Source organism: Actinoplanes couchii (assembly GCF_016862075.1).
GTDB classification, from domain to species: Bacteria; Actinomycetota; Actinomycetes; order Mycobacteriales; family Micromonosporaceae; genus Actinoplanes; species Actinoplanes couchii.
The window spans coordinates 67040-83554 of the sequence record NZ_BOMG01000004.1; the positions used below are offsets into that span (position 1 = coordinate 67040).

Sequence of the window (16515 nt, forward strand, 5' to 3'; positions counted from 1 at the left end):
GCCCCCTTCCGTCGCCGTCCTAGGGACCATCGGCATGACGGGGCCAGAAGTGAGATCAACCAAAAAGTCGATGGACGGATGGCGATCCCGAGTAGCGGAACCGGGCATGAATGTGATTCGATTTGATGCGAAAGGCCGGGCATCTTCCCCCGTGGATGCCCGGCCTTTCTATGTGCCCGTTTCGATGTGCCCGTTTCTCCGTGGTCAGGGGGATGTGTGGAGAGCCCGTTCTCCGCGGAGTTCTTCCGCGACCCGTGGCCGGCCTGGTCCGGTCTGCGTGACGCCGCGCCCGCCTGCCCGGTGGAGCTGCCGGACGGCTCCCCGGTCTGGCTGGTGACGCGGTACGCCGACGTCCGGGCCCTGCTCGCCGACCCGCGGCTGTCGGTGGACAAGAGCAGCGGCGACGGCAGCTGGCGCGGGTTCTCGCTGCCCCCGGCACTGGACGCGAACCTGCTCAACATGGATCCGCCGAACCACACCCGGATCCGCCGGCTGGTGTCGCAGGCGTTCACCCCACGCCGGGTGGAGAACCTGCGGCCGCTGATCCAGCGCACCGCCGACGAGCTGCTGGACGCGCTGCCGGCGGGTGAGGCGGACCTGATCCGCGGGTACGCCGGACCGCTGCCGGTGACGGTCATCTGCGACCTGCTCGGGGTGCCGGAGACCGACCGGGACGACTTCCGGGCGTGGACCGACGTGATGCTGGTCCCGCCGCGCGACGACCCCCGGGCCGGGGCGCGGGCGGTTGTCGCCATCCACGCCTACCTGGTCGGGCTGCTCGCCCGCAAACGCGCCGAACCGGCCGACGACCTGCTCTCCGCGCTGATCGCCGCCCGGGAACAGGACGACCGGCTCTCCGAGGACGAGCTGACCTCGCTGGCCTTCCTGCTGCTGCTCGCCGGCTTCGAGAACACCGTGCACGCCATCGGCACCGGTGTCCGCACCCTGCTGACCCGGCCCGGGATCGACCGCTCCGACATGACGAAGACCATCGAGGAGCTGCTGCGGTACGAGCCACCCGCGACCGTTCTGCTGCGCCGCTTCGCCACCGAGGACGTCGACGTGGACGGTGTCGTGGTGCCGAAGGCGGCGACCGTGCTGCTGGTGGTCGGCGCGGCGAACCGGGATCCGGCCGCCTTCCCGGACCCGGACCGGGTGGTGCCCGGCCGGCCCGGCGGGCACCTGACGTTCGGCCACGGCATCCACTACTGCGTGGCCGCCCCGCTGGCCCGGATCGAGCTGGAGATCGCCATCGGCACCCTGCTGCGGCGGTTCCCCGATCTGCGCCTGGCCGTCCCGGAGCGGGAACTGTCCTGGCGCCCGTCCTTCCGGGCCCGCGGCCTGAACACGCTGCCGGTGACTCTTTAGAAGCGCACCCCGCCGTGGCGGTAACCGCCGAGCGTGTCGGCGGTCTTCGCCACCAGGGCCGCGCCCAGGTCGACGCCGAGGTATTCGGACAGTTCCAGGGTCCGGATCAGGATGTCGGCCAGTTCCAGGCTGAGCGCGTCGTCCGGGCGCCGGGCCGCCGGGTCCAGGTCCAGGTCCCGGCTGCGGATCTCCTGCAGGGCCTCGCTGACCTCGCTCTGCAGCAGCGCCATCCGGGTCGCCGCGACATAGGCCCGCCCACTCGGATGAGCCGTCTCGACCTGGTCGGAACCCGAGAAGAGATCGATCTTGCGGGCGTACGCGTGGGCACCGCGCTGTGCGTCCGGCAGAAGTGCCGCCAGCGCCTCGATGTGCCGCAGAGTGTCGCTCACCGGACCACCACCTGTTCTCTCGGTGCGGGCCCGGTCGCCCGCAGGTGCCGGGCGATGCGCAGCAGGTGCGCGGTCTCCCCGGCGATGTCGTCGCCGCCCCGCGGGTCGGCCGTCCAGACCTCGGCGGGCTTCTCGTCGCGGGCCTTGGCCCGGACCGCGGCCGCCAGCACCGCCGCCTGCACCCGGTCCGGGTCGTCGCCGTCGGACTCCCGGGCCACCCGGGCGTCGAACCAGGGGCGCAGCGCCAGCCAGCCGTCGCGGATCTCGACGACCAGCCGGACCAGACGGTAGTCGATGTCCCGGACGGCGCCGCGCCGGGTGGCGTCCGGGTCGAGCGCGATCTCCGGGGTGGCCTCGCTGAGCAGCCGCCACAATGGGTGCAGCCGGTGGTACGTGTACAGCCCCCGCACCTTCGGCCCCCACGCCGGGATGGTGAACCCGATCAGGATCAGCACACAGCCCGGCCCGGTGAGCAGCGGCGACATCTGCTCCTGCACGGCGTCCGGGATCGGCTGCCAGCCGGCGTTGCGGGCGCCGATGTAGAACGCCTTCTCGGCGCAGTACGCCAGCCCGAACACCGCGCCCCAGCCGACCAGCCGCAGCCCGAGGCGCAGGAACGGCTGCCGGGTCCGGCCGGCGAACCGCCAGGACAGCCGCAGGATGTCGGTCAGCGCGATGACGAAGTAGCCGAGGTACACGATCATGTACTCGGCCATGTAGGGCGCGTCGCCGTACACGGTGGTGAATTCCCTGGTCAGGGTCACATCCAGCGGCGCGAGCACGAACAGGACGGTCATCGCGGCGACACCGGCGGCCACCGCGGCCACCCGGAACCAGGTGGCGCGCCGGGGTGGGTCGCTGACCGTCCAGTGCAGCAGGAGCAACTGCACCGACACGGCGAACCCGAGGATGCCGCTGTGCGCGATCAGCCGGGCGATGTTGGGCACGCCGAGCAGTTCGTCGATGCGTACGTAGATGAACGGGGTGTTCGCGGTCGGCGCCCAGACCAGGAAGAACAGCATCGCCGCCAGCGCGCGCCGGGTCGCGCTGCGCGGATCCCGGATCAACGGCGGGATCTTGTACGCCAGCGCGATCAGCGCCAGCAACGCCACCACGGGATAGACCACCGAGGACATCGGTCACCGCCCTCCGGGATCGATCAACGTGTGGTGCAGACGGTCGAGCACCGGGTCCTGGCCACCGGCCGATCGGGGGCGGGCCGACACCGACCGGCGCAGCAGCAGGGACGCGATCATCTCGGCCTCCTTCTCCTCGACCTCGCTGTAGTCGGTGCGGCCCAGCACCGCCTGCACCAGCGACGGGTCCAGGTCGGGCAGCAGCAGGCGGGAGGCCTCGGCGTCCAGCACCGGCGCGGTCAGGTGGCCGCAGATCAGGTGGCCCAGCTCGTGCCGGATGATGTGCTCCTGGTGCAGGCGGCTGGTGCCGGCCTCGTAGAAGACCACGTCGAACCGCTCGGTGCGCACCGCGAGCCCGCACGGGCTGGAGGTGGGCAGGTGCTCGCCGATCAGGTGGATCGGGCGGCCCTGCCGGTCGGCGAGGACGTCGCACAGGTCGCGGACGTCGCCGGTGTCCGGCAGGCCGAGCCCGTCCAGGAGCCGCTCGCAGCGCCGGCGCAGTGCGCGGTGCGCCATCAGCCGGTGCCCTCGTCGTCCAGGCCCTCGAGTTTGCGGCAGCGGTCCACCAGCAGCTCGATCAGGTGCGTGCTGTCGTCGGAGAGGCCCTGCTGGCGCAGCACCCGCCGGAGCGCGACCTGCTGGACCTTCATCTGCCGCAGCTCGTTGAGCATGTCGATCTGCTCGCGCACCCGCCGGGTCACCGCGTCGTCCACGAAGAACCCCGGATCCACCCCGAAGGCCCGGGCCAGCGCCTGTACGTGGGAGGTCCGCGGGTCGGTGGTGATGCCCCGGCGCATCTCCCCGACGTAGGCGGCGCTGATGCTGACCCCGGTGCCGTCCCGCCGCCCCACCTCGTTGATCTTGTTGGCGATCTCCTTGGTGGTGTACCGGCGGCCGGCCTCTTCACCGGGCGCCAACTCGCCCGCGGTCGGCCGGACCCGGTCGAAGAGGAACTCCAGCTTCGCCGCGAGAGTCTCGGGCTGGTTCGGCGCCACCGGTCCTCCTAGATGGACATTCGGTAAACAGCTGTGTCGCGGGGGCGCGCGGCGGTACACGCTCGTTGACATCTATGTGTAAAGACAGCGTATAGTCGCGACGGACGGAACAACACATGTGGCTCGATGTCAGCATTCGGAGCAACAAGTGTGTTCTCGGAGCGCCACCCCACGGGGACTGAGGGGCGGAAACCGCGCCTCCGGGGGCACGGCAACCGGCGGGAGGAGACTTCCGCCGGTTGCCCGGCGTGAGCCCTAGCGAGCGCGCGCACCCTTACGGACGTCGGCGAGCTGGAACGCGAGATGCCCGGCGAACTCGACCGTGGCCATCCGTACCGCCAGGCCCCGGGTGGGGTGGGGGTGGTTCTTCCGGGTCAACCGCGCGTGCCAGCGCTTCTCCAGCTGACGGCGGCCGACCAGCGCCGCCACCGACAGACCCAGCACCCCGGCGGCCAGCGCCGCCTTGCGTTTGTCGAAGACGAACTCCGGGCCCTCGGCTCCGGACGGCGGGTCGGAGACCGGGAACGGGCGCGCGGCCAGCGTGATCTCGTCGTCGTCATCGTCCGGCGCGTCCGGCGTGACGACATAACTCACCGCGGCCAGCGCGGCGACCGAACCGGCCCGGGCCAGCCGGCGGCGGGCCGGGGACAGGTCACGGGCCGCGATCCAGGCGCCGCTGACGCCGGCTTGCAGGGCGGCCATGCCGACGGCGCGCAGGTAGGGAGCAGCAGAAGACATGAGCACGACCCTATCCGCGTACGTCAACGCACCCGAGCCGCTACCGAAGGGAACCGGCCGGCACATCCGGGCCCCGCGATGGTGGGCCCATGACCGCCGCAACGCACACCCGCACCGGTTCCGACACCCCGCTCGCCGCCGCCCGCAGCCGTGACTCGTGGGGCATCGGCGACTTCCGCGACCTCGCCCGGCTCGCCCGCTCCGCGGCCGCCGGCGGCGCCGGGACACTGCCGGCCGGCCCGGTGCACGGCCCGGCCGCCCGGTGGCTCGACGTCCTGCACATCGCCCCCGGCGAGGCGCCCGGCGCGGACCGGGCCGACCTGTCCGCGCTCGCCGCCGAGGCCCGCGCGCTCAACGACGCCGGGGAGGTCGACCGGGACGCCGTCGCCCGCCTCAAGATCGAGGCCCTGGAGCGGATCTGGGCGGTGGTCCGGCACGAGCAGCCCGCCGAGTTCCGGCAGTGGGCCGACGAACAGGGCGACGAGCTGACCCTCTTCGCCACCTGGTCGGTGCTCGCCGGGATCCACGGCGGCGACTGGCGCCGATGGGCGCAGCGGTACACCCACCCGCGCTCCTCGGCCGTCGCCACCTTCACCCGCGAGCACGCCGACCGGGTCCGCTTCCACATGTGGTGCCAGTGGGTCGCCGACCGGCAGCTCGCGGCCGCCCGCCACGACGGTGTCACGATCCACCTCGACCTCCCGGCGGATTCCGGCCCCGCCGACACCTGGCTGCACCAGTGATTCGCCCTGTTCAGGGGCCATCCGGCGGTTAGATTGCAGGGATGACGCGCACGGTCCTGGCCCTGCTGACCGTCGTGCTCTGCGCGGCCTGCGGCACCGCGGCACCGGCCGGCGACGGCCCGACCGTCCTCGGATTCGTCCAGGTCGGTGACGGCGGAGCGTGGCACCGGGCGAACACCGAGTCGATCCAGGCCGCCGCCACCGCCGCCGGGGTCACCCTGGAACTGCGCGACGACGGCAGGATGCAGGAGCAGCAGATCGCCGCCATGCGCGAGCTGATCGGCCGCAAGGTCGACGTGATCGCCCTGTCCCCGGTCGTCGAGTCCGGCTGGGACGGGGTGCTCCAGCAGGCCAAGGACGCCGGGATCCCGGTCCTGCTCACCGACCGGGTGGTGGACACCACCGACACCTCGCTCTACGCCTCCGCGCTCGGCTCCGACTTCACCGCCCAGGGCCGCAAGGCCGGCGAGTGGCTGGTCGCCAAGTACGCCGGCGCCACCGGCCCGGTGAAGATCGTCGAGATCGAGGGCACCACCGGCTCGGCCGCGGCCAACGGCCGGCTCGCCGGATTCCACACGGCCATCGACGCCGACCCCGACCTCGAGGTGATCGCGTCCCGCGACGGCGACTTCAGCCGCGCGGGCGGGCAGCAGGTGATGGCCGGGTTCCTGACCAAATACCCGGACATCGACGCCGTCTACGCCCACAACGACGAGGAGGGCATCGGTGCCGTCGCCGCCATCGAGGCAGCCGGGAAGAAACCCGGCACGGACATCGCGATCGTCACGGTGGACGCCAGCCGGGACGGGCTCACCGCTCTCGCCGAGGGCAAACTCGACTACGTCGTCGAATGCAACCCGCTGTTCGGTCCCCAGCTCATGGAACTGGTGGACGAAGTCACCGCCGGGCGGACCCCGCCCCGCCGGGTGATCGTGACCGAGACCGCGTTCGACGCCGAGGCCGCCCGCAAGGCCCTGCCCACCCGCGAGTACTGAGCGCCCCGCGCGGACTGAGCGCTCAGCCCAGGTCCGGCAACAGGCTGGCCAGATCGCCGAAGGTGCCCCGGTGCTCCCGCAGCATCGGCGCCAGCGTCTTGCGGAACGCGGTCGAGTCCACCTCGTTGGTCCACGCGCCCTGCGCCTCCGCTGCCCGCACCTGCTCGAACGTCGCCGCCGTCCACAGTTTCAGCTGCTCGTCCCGGGTCAGCACCCCGGCCTGCACGATCGCGTCCCGATCCGCGGCCGGCAGCGTCGACAACCAGGTCTTGCTGGCCAGCAGCGTGTCCACGGTCTGCTGGTGCCGGGTCCAGGAGAAATGCCTGGCGTACTGCGTGTGCTGCTCGGTGGCGTAGAAGACGGCGCTGTTCTCGGCCGCGTCCACCAGCTTCTGCTCCAGCGCCGACGCGATGTCGTTGGTGGCCAGCGGCACCGCCTCGGCCCCGAGCGCGTTCACCATGTCGATCGACACGATGTTCTGCGGCACCCGGATCCGCATCCCCTTCAAGTCGGCCGGGGTGTAGACCTGCCGCAGCCGGTTGTAGACGTTGCGGTCGCCGCCGTAGAAGAACGCCAGCACCGTCAGGCCGTGTTCGTCCAGGATGCTCGCGCACCGGCGGCCCAGCTCACCACGGATCGCCTGCAGGCAACCGCCCTCGCCGTGGAAGACATAGGGCAGATTCACCACCCCGAGCCTCTTGTCGTACGCGGTCAGATTCGCCAGCAGCGTCTTGCAGAACGCGAGCTGACCGGTACGGACCATCTCGGTGACCCGGTTGTCGTCGCCGAGCACCCCGCCCGGCTTCACCTCGACCGTGATCCGGCCCTCGGTCAGCCTCTTGACCTGGTCCCCGAAGAAGTTCTCGGCCACCACCATCGGGCTGTTGCCCTTGACCGGCTCACCCAACTGCGTGGCGATCGGCCCGTCGGTGCCACCGGTCCGGTCTCGTTCGCCGCAGCCGGTCACCAGTCCCGCGCCGGCGACCGCGCACACCGATGTCAGCAGGGCCCGGCGATCCACCAGGCCAACGGTAATCGCGCCGGGCGCCTCAGACCGCGGTAATCGCCAGATCCCGGGCCAGCCAGGCGGTCAGGTCGGCGGCCGGCAGCGGCCGGCTGATGTGGTAACCCTGCGCCTCGTGGCAGCCCAGTTCGCGCAGCGCCCGCATCGCCGACTCGTCCTCCACGCCCTCGGCGACCACCCGCAGGTGCAGGTTCTTCGCCAGATCGACGACGGCCCGCACGATCGTCTCGTCGCGGGAGTTCTCGCTCATCCGCATCACGAAACTCCGGTCGATCTTCAGCTCGTGCGGGGGCATGTCCCGCAGATGCGCGATCGACGAATAGCCGGTGCCGAAATCGTCGATCGAGATCTTCACGCCGTACGCCCGCAACTCCTGCAGCACCTCACCGGCCAGCTGGGTGTCCCCGATCACCGCGCTCTCGGTGATCTCCAGGGTCAGCAGCCCCGGCCGTACGCCGTGCCGGGCCAGCGCCTCCACGATCGTCACCGGGAACGAGTCGTCGGCCAGCGACCGCGCCGGGATGTTCACCGACACCGGCAGCGCGTACCCGATCCGCTCCCACTCGGCGATCTGCGCCAGCGCCTGCTCCAGCACCTCGGCCGTGACCAGGTCGATCAGCCCGCTCTCCTCGGCCAGCGGCACGAACGCGGCCGGGCCCAGCAGCCCCCGCTCCGGATGCTGCCAGCGCACCAGCGCCTCCGCCCCGCACGCCGCACCGGTCGCCAGCTCCACCTTCGGCTGGTAGAACACCACCAGCTCACCACGCTCGACACCCTGCCGCAGCTCGCTCAGCAGGGTCAGCCGGTTGGTGTCGCCGCCGTCCAGCGCCGCGTCGTACCCGACCACCCCGCCCCGGCGGCGCTTCGCCGCGTACATCGCCACGTCCGCGTGCTGCAGCAGCCCGGCGACGTCGTCACCGTCGGCCGGATACATCGCGACGCCGATGCTCGCGTCGATGTCGACCATCAGCCCGCTCAGCTCGATCGGCCGGCGCAACGTCTCCAGCAGCCGCTGCCCGGCCTCCAGCGCGGCCTCGCCGTCCGGGGTCGACGGCAGCACCACCGCGAATTCGTCACCACCCAGCCGCACCACCGAGTCACCGGCCCGGCACGTCCGGGTCAGCCGCTGCGCCACCTCGCACAGCAGCTCGTCCCCGGCCGGGTGCCCGAGCGTGTCGTTGACCTCCTTGAACCGGTCCAGGTCGATCAGCAGCAGACTGAACGGCTCCCCGGAACGCGCGCCCTCGGCCACCGCGGCGCCCAGCCGGTCCTGGAACATCGTCCGGTTGCCCAGCCCGGTCAGCGGGTCGTGGGTGGCCTCGTGCAGCCGCCGCTCGGCCTGCCGCTCCGCCCGGCGCTGATAGCCGACCAGGACGAACGCGCACACCGCGAACAACAGCACCACGATCGGGATCATCAGCTCGGCGATGGTCCGGACCAGGACCGTGCGCCGGTCCACACCCTTGAGGTAGTCGGCCAGCTCCTGCTGACTGTTGTGCACGTTGCCGAGCACCTCGTCGCGCAGCGGGGCGAACGTCAGCGCCGACAGCTCGGCGTAACCCTGCACGTTCGCACCACGCTCGGTCTGCGACATGATCTCCACGACGATCCGGCTGTAGTTGGCGTACGCGCCCCGGATCGCGTCCAGTTCCACCTGGTCGACACCCTGATGACGCTGCAACCAGTCCAGATCGCCGCGGGCCGAGTCCATCGTCGCGGCCAGCTGGTCGCTGCGGTACTTGGTGCCACCGGTGGCCAGGTACTCGCGCAACGCGGCGTCCTGGGCGTTGATCCGTACCGAGATGTCGTTGAGGACCTTGGTGATCTCCTGCGTCCGGCGGACCTCGCGGGTCGCGTCGGCGGTGACCGTGGAGGCGAACACGGCCGCCGCCGCCAGGATGACGATGCCCACCGCGGTGCCCGCGATGGCCGCCCGGGCCACCGCGCGACTGGCCATCAGCCGGCTCCACCGCCCGGGCGGCTCCCCCCGATGGTCCGATCCTGCGCTCGCGGTCACGCAGACACCTTCGGCCACCCGGCAGCGAAGTTAAAGGTTCGCCCGGCGCACCACGGCGGTGAGACGGTCGGCGGCCTGCACCCCGGACAGCCGCCGCCCGTGGATCAGCGTGAGATCCTCCACCGCGCAGGCCGGTGGCGTGTGCCCGACCGCCCCGGCCAGCGCCGGATCGTGCCGCGCCCAGGCCGCCACCTCGGCGAACAGTTCCCGCTCCATCTCCGCCGGGGACATCGCCGCGGTCAGCCGCTGGGTGAACCGTTCCCGGAACGGCCAGAACGACCAGACCTTCGCCTCGTCGATCAGCTGCTCCACCGGGTCGGTCCGCAGGTAGCGCAGCGCGATCTGCAGCGACTCGTCCCGTCCGTCCCCGAGCAGCGCGTCGATCATCCGGTGCCGGGCGTGCTGACCGGCGACCTCGTAGAAGGTGCTGCGGCAGCCCTTCGGCTGGGCCGCCGCCACGATCGTCTTCCAGGTCATGTCGGCCCGGGGGCCGTTGTTGAGCACCGAGGTGGCTGCCCGGTAGTACGTGGTCTTGGTGTTCCAGTGGTTGCGGCGCGGCGAGGTGTTGCCGGCGAGCCGGCCCACCCACCCGCCGACGACAGTCCTGTCGAGACCCGTGAATGCCGTCATCGTCCCCAGTCCTTCTGGTGCCGTCACCTGGATCCGGCTGTTGCGATCCGGGAGACGAGCCTCTCGGGACCGGCCCGGTGGCCGCATCACGTGTTCACGTGATCCTGCGGTCCCCGGTCTCCCGGGCCACCCGGGCGGCCAACTCCACCCGGCTGTGGATGTCCAGTTTCATGAAGACCTTCCGCAGGTGACTGTCCACCGTGTGCGGCGACAGATTCAGCTGGCGGGCCACCGCGATGTTCGTCATCCCCTCGGCGACCAGCAGCGCCACCGGCCGTTCCGCCTGGGTCAGTCCGGGCAGGACCGGCGGCCGCTCCCGGGCCCGGCCCGCCCCGTCCGGGCCCAGCCACGCGCCCAGGCCGTCCCGCAGCCGGCGCCGCACCCCGTGCGCGCCGGCCGACACCGCCAGCAGCAGCGCCTCGTCGTACCGCTCCCGCGCCACCGGGCGATCCCCGGCGTCCCGGGCCAGGCCGGCCGCGTCCTCACCCGCCGCGGCCTGCTCGATCGGGCGCCGGGCCAGCCGGAACGCCGTCACCGCCGCCGCCAGCCGGGCCGGATCCCGGGCCAGCACCCCGGCGGCGTGCCCGGCCGCACCGGCCGCCGCCCGCGACTCCGGGTTCGCCGCGGCCAGCCGGGCCGCGGCGGCCACCGCCAGCGCCGCCCGCCCCGGATCCCCGGCCGCCAGCGCCAGCCGGACCAGGACCGCGGCCACCGCCGGCTGCTGCACCAGCAGCGCCGGCCGGGCGCCGATGGTGTCGTACACGTCCCGCATCAGCCGGAACGCCCCCAGCTGATCGCCCTCGGCGGCCAGCAGCGACGCCCCGGCCCACGCCACGTGCTCCGGCGGCCCGGTCACCCCGGCCGCGGTCAGCTCCCGGATCCGGTACAGCAGATAACGGCCCTGATCCAGGTCACCGCGCAGCACCGCCAGCCGGATCAGCGTCCCCAGCAGCGGCACCACCGGCTGATACGTGCTGTGCTGCTCGGCCTGCCCCACCCCGGCGTCGGCCTCGGCGGCCGCGTCGTCCAGCCGGCCCCGCGCGGTCAGCAGCACCGCCCGGTAGTGGTGCCAGAGCGGCTGCGCCCACGCCGTGCCCAGCGCGTCGCACTCCCGGTGCCCCTGGTTCAGGGCCCGCTCCGCCTCCTCGTACCGGCCCAGCGAGGTCAGCGCGCTGGCCAGCCAGATCCGCGGATGCCGGTGCAGCGCCTGCCCGCGGACCCGGTCGGCCAGCTCGGTGGCGGTGCCCGCGTGCGTCAGCGCGTCCGCCAGCCGGCCCTCGGCGTGCGCGACCAGACTGCGCGCGGTCAGACCGGACACCGCGGCGCCCGGCTCGTGATCCCGGCCCAGCCGGTCGGCCTCGGCGCCCGCCTCGTCGGCCGCCGCCAGATCGGCCAGCCCGAACGCGGCGTGCGCGCGGATCGCGTACAGCCGGGCCCGCACATCCGGCGGCACCGCGGGGCCGGCGAGACCGGTGTCGGCGTACCCGGCGGCCTCGACGTCCTGCCCGGCGTGCTGGAACGCCTCGGCCAGGCCCAGCCGCACCGTCGCCCGGGTGGCCGGCTCCAGATCGCCGCGCAGCGCCTCCTGGCCCAGCTGGTTCGCCTGCACCAGCCGCCCGGCCGAGGCCAGCAGGCCGACCGTGTCGGCGATCACCGCCGGCCGCTGCGGGTCGTGCTCGCCGAGCGCCCGCAACGCCTGCAGCATCAGGTCCGCGGCGGTCGCCGGAGCGGTCGCCGCCACCCCGGCCGCGGTGCCGCGCAGCATGCCGACCGCCGCGCCGGCCCCGCTCCGGCCGCTGCGCAGCAGATGCCCGGCGATCTCGGCGGCCGGGCGGTTCCGCTCCCGGGCCAGCACCGCGGCCTTGCCGTGCAGATGCTGCGACTGGGCCGGGCTCAGCACGCTCTGCACCGCCTGGTGCACCAGGGCGTGCCGGAACACCAGGCCGGCGTGGTCCTCGACCAGCAGCCCGGACGCCACCGCCTCGTCGATCGGGCCGAACAGCCCGGCCGGGTCGAGACCGCCCATCAGCCGGGCCGCCGCCTCGATGTCGATCGGCCCGTCCAGCACCGACGTGGCCCGTAGCAGCCACTGCGCGTCCGGCGACAGGCTCCCGGCGATCTCCCGGACCGTGGTGACGAAACTCGACGGCAGGTCGTCGCCGACCACCGTGGCGACCCCGTCCTCGATCACGATCTGGTCCGTCGCCAGCAGCGCGTCGATCAGCTGCTCGACCCGCAGCGGAACCCCGCCGCAGCCCTCCACCAGCGCCAGCACGGTGTCGTCGGCGGCCGCGCCGATCCGGTCCTCGCACAGCCGCCGGATCGCGTCGTCGTCGAGCACGTCCAGATGGATCGGGGTGACCCGGTGCGACAGCCAGTCCAGGGCCTGCCAGCCCGGGGCGTCGGTCTGCCCCGGCCGGCTGGCCAGCAGCCACCGCACCGGGAACGACGCCAGCGCCGGCACCAGCTCCCGCACCGCGAGGGCGCTCAGCTCGTCCATCCAGTGCGCGTCGTCGATCACGATCAGCAGCGGCTGGACGGCGGCGAACCGCTCCAGCGAGTCCCGCAGCCGGTGGATCCTCGCGTAGTTGCCGGCCGGGTCGTCGTCCGATCCGGCCAACCAGGCGAAGTCCGCGGTCGGCGGGCTGCACGCCCGCAACGCCCCGGCCAGCGTGACCAGCGGGGCGGTCCGGTCGTGCTTGAACGCCTCCCGGGCGGCCACCGCGACGGCCAGGTCGTCGGCGTGGTCCCCGGCGGCCAGCAGCAGCCGCGACTTGCCGATCCCGGCCCGCCCGAAGATCACGTGACAGCCGCCGCGACCCTCCTTGGTCTCGTCCAGGGCGGTGCGGAGGATCTTCAATTCCCCGGTACGCCCGACGATACGGTCGCTCACGCCGGCCTCCCATCGGCTCGAGAGTCGAGAGTGGACTGCCGATTCTGGTGGATGGCGGTGGCAACCGCATCGTCCGATTGTGGCGCGAGTCAGCCCGTCACGCGATGGCCCGCACCCGATCGTGGAGTTCGGCCGCCCGGTCGATCAGTTCCTTCACGTTCGCGGTGGCGGCCGGCAGGGTGACGTAGACGTGATCGGCGCCCGCCTCGGCCAGTGCCGCCACGTCCTCGGCCAGCTGGCGCACGTCACCGGCGTACGGCGGCCGCGGGGTTGCCGTTGATCTGGTCAGGTCCATCGTGCCGATCTGGACCGTGCAGCTGACCGTGGCCGGATCGCGCCCGGCCTCCTCGGCCAGCCGGCGGAGGAACGGCAGCCGCCTCGCGACCAGCTCCGGCGTGGCGGCGCTGGCCAGCCAGCCGTCCGCGCGCCGGGCCACCCGCCGCAGGGCGCGATCGCCGGCCCCGCCGAGCAGGACCGAGATGCGGCGGGCCGGTTTGGGGCCGATGTCGACGGCGTCCGCCCGGAACCGGGACGTCGTGAAACTCACCGGGTTCGGGCCCCACACCGCGTCGGCGATGTCCAGGAACTCGTCCATCGCCCGGCCGCGCTCGGTGAGCGGGACGGCGCCGGTCGCCGCGAACTCGTCGATCGACCAGCCGGTGCCCAGGCCGGCCAGAACCCGGCCACCGCTCGCCGCGTCCAGGGTGGCCAGCTGCCGGGCCAGGCGCATCGGCAGGTGCAGCGGCACCACCAGGATGCCGGTGCCCAGCGCGATCCGCTCGGTCACCGCCGCCGCCATCGACAGCGTGACCAGCGCGTCGGTGACCCCGCGGTAGCGGTCCGGCCAGGGCAGGTCCGGCACGTCGTAGAGGCCGTGCGGGCCGCTCTGGTCCTCCGGGACCAGCACCCGCTCGAACACCCACAGACTGTCGTAGCCGATCTCCTCACAAGCGCGTGCCGCGTCGACCACGTCGGCGCCGGGGTCGAAGTGCTGGTACTGAGGCAGATTCACACCGAGCTTCACCATCATTCCATTGTGTACGTGGTCAGCCGGTCCCGCTGTGACCCTACTTATATTTACGAACGGTCGGTCGTTTTGTAGGTTCGGGGGTATGACCCAGGACGGCCGGCTGATCCGCGGCGAACGCACCCGCAGCGCGGTGCTCGACCAGGCACTGCTCCTCGCCACCGTGTCCGGCCTCGACGGGCTGTCGCTCAGCCAGGTCGCCGACGCGCTCGGCGTCAGCAAATCCGGCCTCTTCGCGCACTGGCGCTCCAAGGAGGCGCTGCAGTTGGCGGTCGTCGACCAGGCCCGCGCCCAGTGGACCGACCGGGTGATCCGGCCCGCCCTCACCGCCCCCGCCGGGGTCCGCCGGCTCTGGGCGGTGCACCTCAGCCGGCTCGCGTTCTACGAGGCGAAAGTGCTGCCCGGCGGCTGTTTCTTCGCCAACGCCCACTTCGAGTTCAACGCCCGCCCCGGCGCCGTCCGCGACCGTCTGGCCGCCGAGCAGACCGACTGGATGACATTCCTGACCGGCCTGGCCACCGACGCCGTGACACTCGGCGACCTGCGCCCCGGCACCGACCCGGCGGTCCTCGCCTATCACGTGGAGGCGCTCGGTGTCTGCACCGTCATGCAGGCGCCCGTCCTCGGCCCCGGGATCACCTATCCGCACGCCCGCCGAGCCCTGCTCGACCACCTGCGTGCAGTCAGCATCGACCCGACGATCCTTCCGGAGCAGCCATGAGCAGCACCACCGCACTTCCCCTCACCTACGGCGACGTGATCCACACGCCGGTCCACTTCGACGACCTCGACGCCATGGGCGTGCTGCACAACTCGCGGTACGCGGTTCTCGTCGAACGGGCGGTCGGCAAGTGGTGGGCGGCCCGCGGGGTCACGTTCACCGGCGGGCGCCCGACGTCCCCGGACGCCTTCAACGTGGTCCGCGAGTACGGCATCACCTTCCACGTCCCGGTCACCACCATCGGGGACATAGCGGTCCACTTCTGGCTGGAGAAACTCGGCACCACCAGCGCCGACTACCGCTTCCGGGTGACGTCCCCGGACGGCGCGGTCGTCCACGCCGACGGCCGCCGCGTGAACGTCCGCCTCGACCCGGCGACGATGCGCCCCGTCCCCTGGACCGACCACGCCCGCGGCATCGCCCAGCCCCTGCTGAAGCCCTGACCCGTCCCGCCGACCCACCGCCCGTGCCCGCGGCGAGTCCCACCTTCACCGCTGTCCATGGGTGCGGTGAGTGCCACCTTTACCGCCGATCTTGGATACGGTGGATCTTCACCTTCATCGCTGTGTGGGTGACGCGAAGCCCGCCCATCACGACGCCGGCCGGCTCGGCGCGTGGTTCCTGGCGGCTGGTGCGGTTTGCGGGTGGGGTGGCGGTGACCATCGCATCCGGCCCGGCGGTCGCGGGTCGGTCTTGAGGCGCGCCTTCCTTGCGTGTCGCCACGGGACCTTGGCCGGCTCGTAACAAAGCGGGGTTGAAGGGGTTTCCCCGGGTCGGGATGCGGTGCGGTGCTCGGAGACCTCGGACAGGCCGAGAGGGGCAAGCGAAAGCCGCCAGGAAGGCCCAGGGTGAGCGGCGAGGAACGGGCGGCGGAGGGCGGCGGCTTGAAACAGGGCGGAGGACGAGAAACAAGGTCGAGGGCCGGCGGCGAAGAGTGGCCGCGGGCTTGGGGGAGGGCCGAGCGCGCCCTCGCAGGCGCGCCCGGAAGCTGATCAGATTCGGTCGGCGGCGATGAGTAGGTAGTGGAAGCTGCCCTCCTGGTAGGCGGTCAGGAAGGCCTCCTCGATGCCGGTGGCGACCTCGGATTCGGCGCGTAGCTGCCAGTACGGGATGGTGGCCTCGGTCAGGTCGACCACGTTGATCGGGACCAGGTTGTTGGCGGCGAGGGCTTTGAAGTAGTCGCTGCGCGGGTGGATGTCGCACGTGTAGTGCTCGTTGATCTTGCTGACCGCCTTGGAGCGCCGGCCGGCCAGGTCGTTGGCGCAACCGGTGATGCAGACGTAGCGGCCGCCGAATTTCAGCAGGCGGGCGAACTCGCCATACAGTTTGTGCAGGTCGACGTACATTGTCGTCTCGTTGGTCCAGATCGCCTGGCGGGTGTCGGACTCCAGCCGGGTCTCCAGCATGTTGCGGAAGTGGAAGCGGACCCGGTCGCTGACGCCGCGGCGGGCGGCCTGCTCGTTGGCGAAACCGACCTGGTACTCGGAGATCGACACCCCGTCCACCTCGCAGCCGAAACGCTGGTTCGCCATGATGCTGGTGCCGCCCCGGCCGGAGCCGCCGTCCAGGATCATGTCGGTGGGCCGAATCGGTCCCAGGTGGTCGAGCAGCAGGTCGGCCTGAGCGGACTCCAGGCGGTGCAGTTCGGCGATGATCCGCTTCTCGCGGGTCGCGGCCGGGCCGTCCAGCACCGTCGGGTCGTAGGGGCCCACGCCGTAGTGGTGGTGGTACAGGTCGTCGACCTCGCCGAGGCGCAGGTTGACCGGGTCGTCCTGGTTGGTGTTCCAGTAGTTCGCGACGGACTTCTCGAAGTCGGTGCGCAGGATCGTGCTGGTCATC

At 72.2% G+C, this 16515-nt stretch carries 16 protein-coding genes; 5 read left to right on the plus strand and 11 right to left on the minus strand.

Annotated features, from left to right (window positions below):
• The first annotated feature begins 216 nt into the window (after positions 1 to 216).
• Entirely contained in the window at positions 217 to 1368 is a 1152-nt protein-coding gene (locus Aco03nite_RS00830; protein ID WP_203792553.1) for a cytochrome P450 family protein, read from the plus strand.
• On the opposite strand, the gene Aco03nite_RS00835 is transcribed toward Aco03nite_RS00830, so the two are convergent.
• The 5 genes from Aco03nite_RS00835 to Aco03nite_RS00855 form a co-directional block, all read right to left on the minus strand.
• The gene (locus Aco03nite_RS00835; protein ID WP_203792554.1) at positions 1365 to 1757 is read right to left on the minus strand and encodes a nucleoside triphosphate pyrophosphohydrolase family protein; all 393 of its coding nucleotides are present in this window, start codon (positions 1755 to 1757) and stop codon (positions 1365 to 1367) included. The genes Aco03nite_RS00830 and Aco03nite_RS00835 overlap by 4 nt on opposite strands.
• Entirely contained in the window at positions 1754 to 2893 is a 1140-nt protein-coding gene (locus tag Aco03nite_RS00840; protein ID WP_203792555.1) for an MAB_1171c family putative transporter, read from the minus strand. The genes Aco03nite_RS00835 and Aco03nite_RS00840 overlap by 4 nt, the downstream gene beginning before the upstream one ends.
• Positions 2894 to 2896: 3 nt before the next feature.
• Complete coding sequence (locus tag Aco03nite_RS00845) at positions 2897 to 3409, minus strand: hypothetical protein (RefSeq protein WP_203792557.1); 513 nt, start codon at positions 3407 to 3409, stop codon at positions 2897 to 2899.
• A complete protein-coding gene (locus Aco03nite_RS00850) occupies positions 3409 to 3888 on the minus strand; it encodes a hypothetical protein (RefSeq protein ID WP_203792559.1) in 480 nt (159 codons plus the stop codon). The genes Aco03nite_RS00845 and Aco03nite_RS00850 overlap by 1 nt, the downstream gene beginning before the upstream one ends.
• Before the next feature lie 255 nt (positions 3889 to 4143).
• A complete protein-coding gene (locus Aco03nite_RS00855) occupies positions 4144 to 4626 on the minus strand; it encodes a hypothetical protein (protein ID WP_203792561.1) in 483 nt (160 codons plus the stop codon).
• 89 nt (positions 4627 to 4715) lie between these two features.
• On the opposite strand from Aco03nite_RS00855, the gene Aco03nite_RS00860 reads away from it, so the two are divergent.
• Both Aco03nite_RS00860 and Aco03nite_RS00865 read left to right on the plus strand, forming a co-directional pair.
• A complete protein-coding gene (locus Aco03nite_RS00860) occupies positions 4716 to 5369 on the plus strand; it encodes a 4-alpha-glucanotransferase (protein ID WP_203792563.1) in 654 nt (217 codons plus the stop codon).
• 41 nt (positions 5370 to 5410) lie between these two features.
• Entirely contained in the window at positions 5411 to 6364 is a 954-nt protein-coding gene (locus Aco03nite_RS00865) for an ABC transporter substrate-binding protein (RefSeq protein ID WP_203792565.1), read from the plus strand.
• 22 nt (positions 6365 to 6386) lie between these two features.
• On the opposite strand, the gene dctP is transcribed toward Aco03nite_RS00865, so the two are convergent.
• From dctP to Aco03nite_RS00890, 5 genes are all read right to left on the minus strand, one after another.
• A complete protein-coding gene (gene dctP / locus Aco03nite_RS00870; RefSeq protein ID WP_203792567.1) occupies positions 6387 to 7385 on the minus strand; it encodes a TRAP transporter substrate-binding protein DctP in 999 nt (332 codons plus the stop codon).
• A gap of 28 nt (positions 7386 to 7413) precedes the next feature.
• Complete coding sequence (locus Aco03nite_RS00875; RefSeq protein ID WP_203792569.1) at positions 7414 to 9345, minus strand: putative bifunctional diguanylate cyclase/phosphodiesterase; 1932 nt, start codon at positions 9343 to 9345, stop codon at positions 7414 to 7416.
• A 90-nt stretch (positions 9346 to 9435) separates the two neighbouring features.
• A complete protein-coding gene (locus Aco03nite_RS00880) occupies positions 9436 to 10035 on the minus strand; it encodes a hypothetical protein (RefSeq protein ID WP_203792571.1) in 600 nt (199 codons plus the stop codon).
• A gap of 94 nt (positions 10036 to 10129) precedes the next feature.
• A complete protein-coding gene (locus Aco03nite_RS00885; protein ID WP_203792573.1) occupies positions 10130 to 12928 on the minus strand; it encodes an AAA family ATPase in 2799 nt (932 codons plus the stop codon).
• Positions 12929 to 13025: 97 nt separating this feature from the next.
• Positions 13026 to 13940, minus strand: a complete 915-nt coding sequence (locus tag Aco03nite_RS00890; protein ID WP_239144819.1) for a TIGR03619 family F420-dependent LLM class oxidoreductase — start codon at positions 13938 to 13940, stop codon at positions 13026 to 13028.
• A gap of 100 nt (positions 13941 to 14040) precedes the next feature.
• On the opposite strand from Aco03nite_RS00890, the gene Aco03nite_RS00895 reads away from it, so the two are divergent.
• Together Aco03nite_RS00895 and Aco03nite_RS00900 are read left to right on the plus strand one after the other, a co-directional pair.
• Positions 14041 to 14676: a TetR/AcrR family transcriptional regulator gene (locus Aco03nite_RS00895; RefSeq protein ID WP_203792579.1), complete on the plus strand. Its 636-nt coding sequence runs from the start codon at positions 14041 to 14043 to the stop codon at positions 14674 to 14676.
• The gene (locus tag Aco03nite_RS00900) at positions 14673 to 15119 is read left to right on the plus strand and encodes an acyl-CoA thioesterase (protein WP_203792581.1); all 447 of its coding nucleotides are present in this window, start codon (positions 14673 to 14675) and stop codon (positions 15117 to 15119) included. The genes Aco03nite_RS00895 and Aco03nite_RS00900 overlap by 4 nt, the downstream gene beginning before the upstream one ends.
• Positions 15120 to 15668: 549 nt before the next feature.
• On the opposite strand, the gene Aco03nite_RS00905 is transcribed toward Aco03nite_RS00900, so the two are convergent.
• Positions 15669 to 16514: a geranyl diphosphate 2-C-methyltransferase gene (locus Aco03nite_RS00905; RefSeq protein ID WP_203792583.1), complete on the minus strand. Its 846-nt coding sequence runs from the start codon at positions 16512 to 16514 to the stop codon at positions 15669 to 15671.
• Position 16515: the final 1 nt, after the last annotated feature.

Excerpts from the sequence above, each read along its gene's own strand:
- Aco03nite_RS00905 (WP_203792583.1), bottom strand. The coding sequence starts at position 16,514 with ATGACCAGCACGATCCTGCGCACCGACTTCGAGAAGTCCGTCGCGAAC.
- Aco03nite_RS00840 (WP_203792555.1), bottom strand. The coding sequence starts at position 2,893 with ATGTCCTCGGTGGTCTATCCCGTGGTGGCGTTGCTGGCGCTGATCGCG.
- Aco03nite_RS00900 (WP_203792581.1), top strand. The coding sequence starts at position 14,673 with ATGAGCAGCACCACCGCACTTCCCCTCACCTACGGCGACGTGATCCAC.
- Aco03nite_RS00860 (WP_203792563.1), top strand. The coding sequence starts at position 4,716 with ATGACCGCCGCAACGCACACCCGCACCGGTTCCGACACCCCGCTCGCC.
- Aco03nite_RS00855 (WP_203792561.1), bottom strand. The coding sequence starts at position 4,626 with ATGTCTTCTGCTGCTCCCTACCTGCGCGCCGTCGGCATGGCCGCCCTG.
- Aco03nite_RS00895 (WP_203792579.1), top strand. The coding sequence starts at position 14,041 with ATGACCCAGGACGGCCGGCTGATCCGCGGCGAACGCACCCGCAGCGCG.
- Aco03nite_RS00845 (WP_203792557.1), bottom strand. The coding sequence starts at position 3,409 with ATGGCGCACCGCGCACTGCGCCGGCGCTGCGAGCGGCTCCTGGACGGG.
- Aco03nite_RS00880 (WP_203792571.1), bottom strand. The coding sequence starts at position 10,035 with ATGACGGCATTCACGGGTCTCGACAGGACTGTCGTCGGCGGGTGGGTG.
- Aco03nite_RS00875 (WP_203792569.1), bottom strand. The coding sequence starts at position 9,345 with ATGGCCAGTCGCGCGGTGGCCCGGGCGGCCATCGCGGGCACCGCGGTG.
- Aco03nite_RS00865 (WP_203792565.1), top strand. The coding sequence starts at position 5,411 with ATGACGCGCACGGTCCTGGCCCTGCTGACCGTCGTGCTCTGCGCGGCC.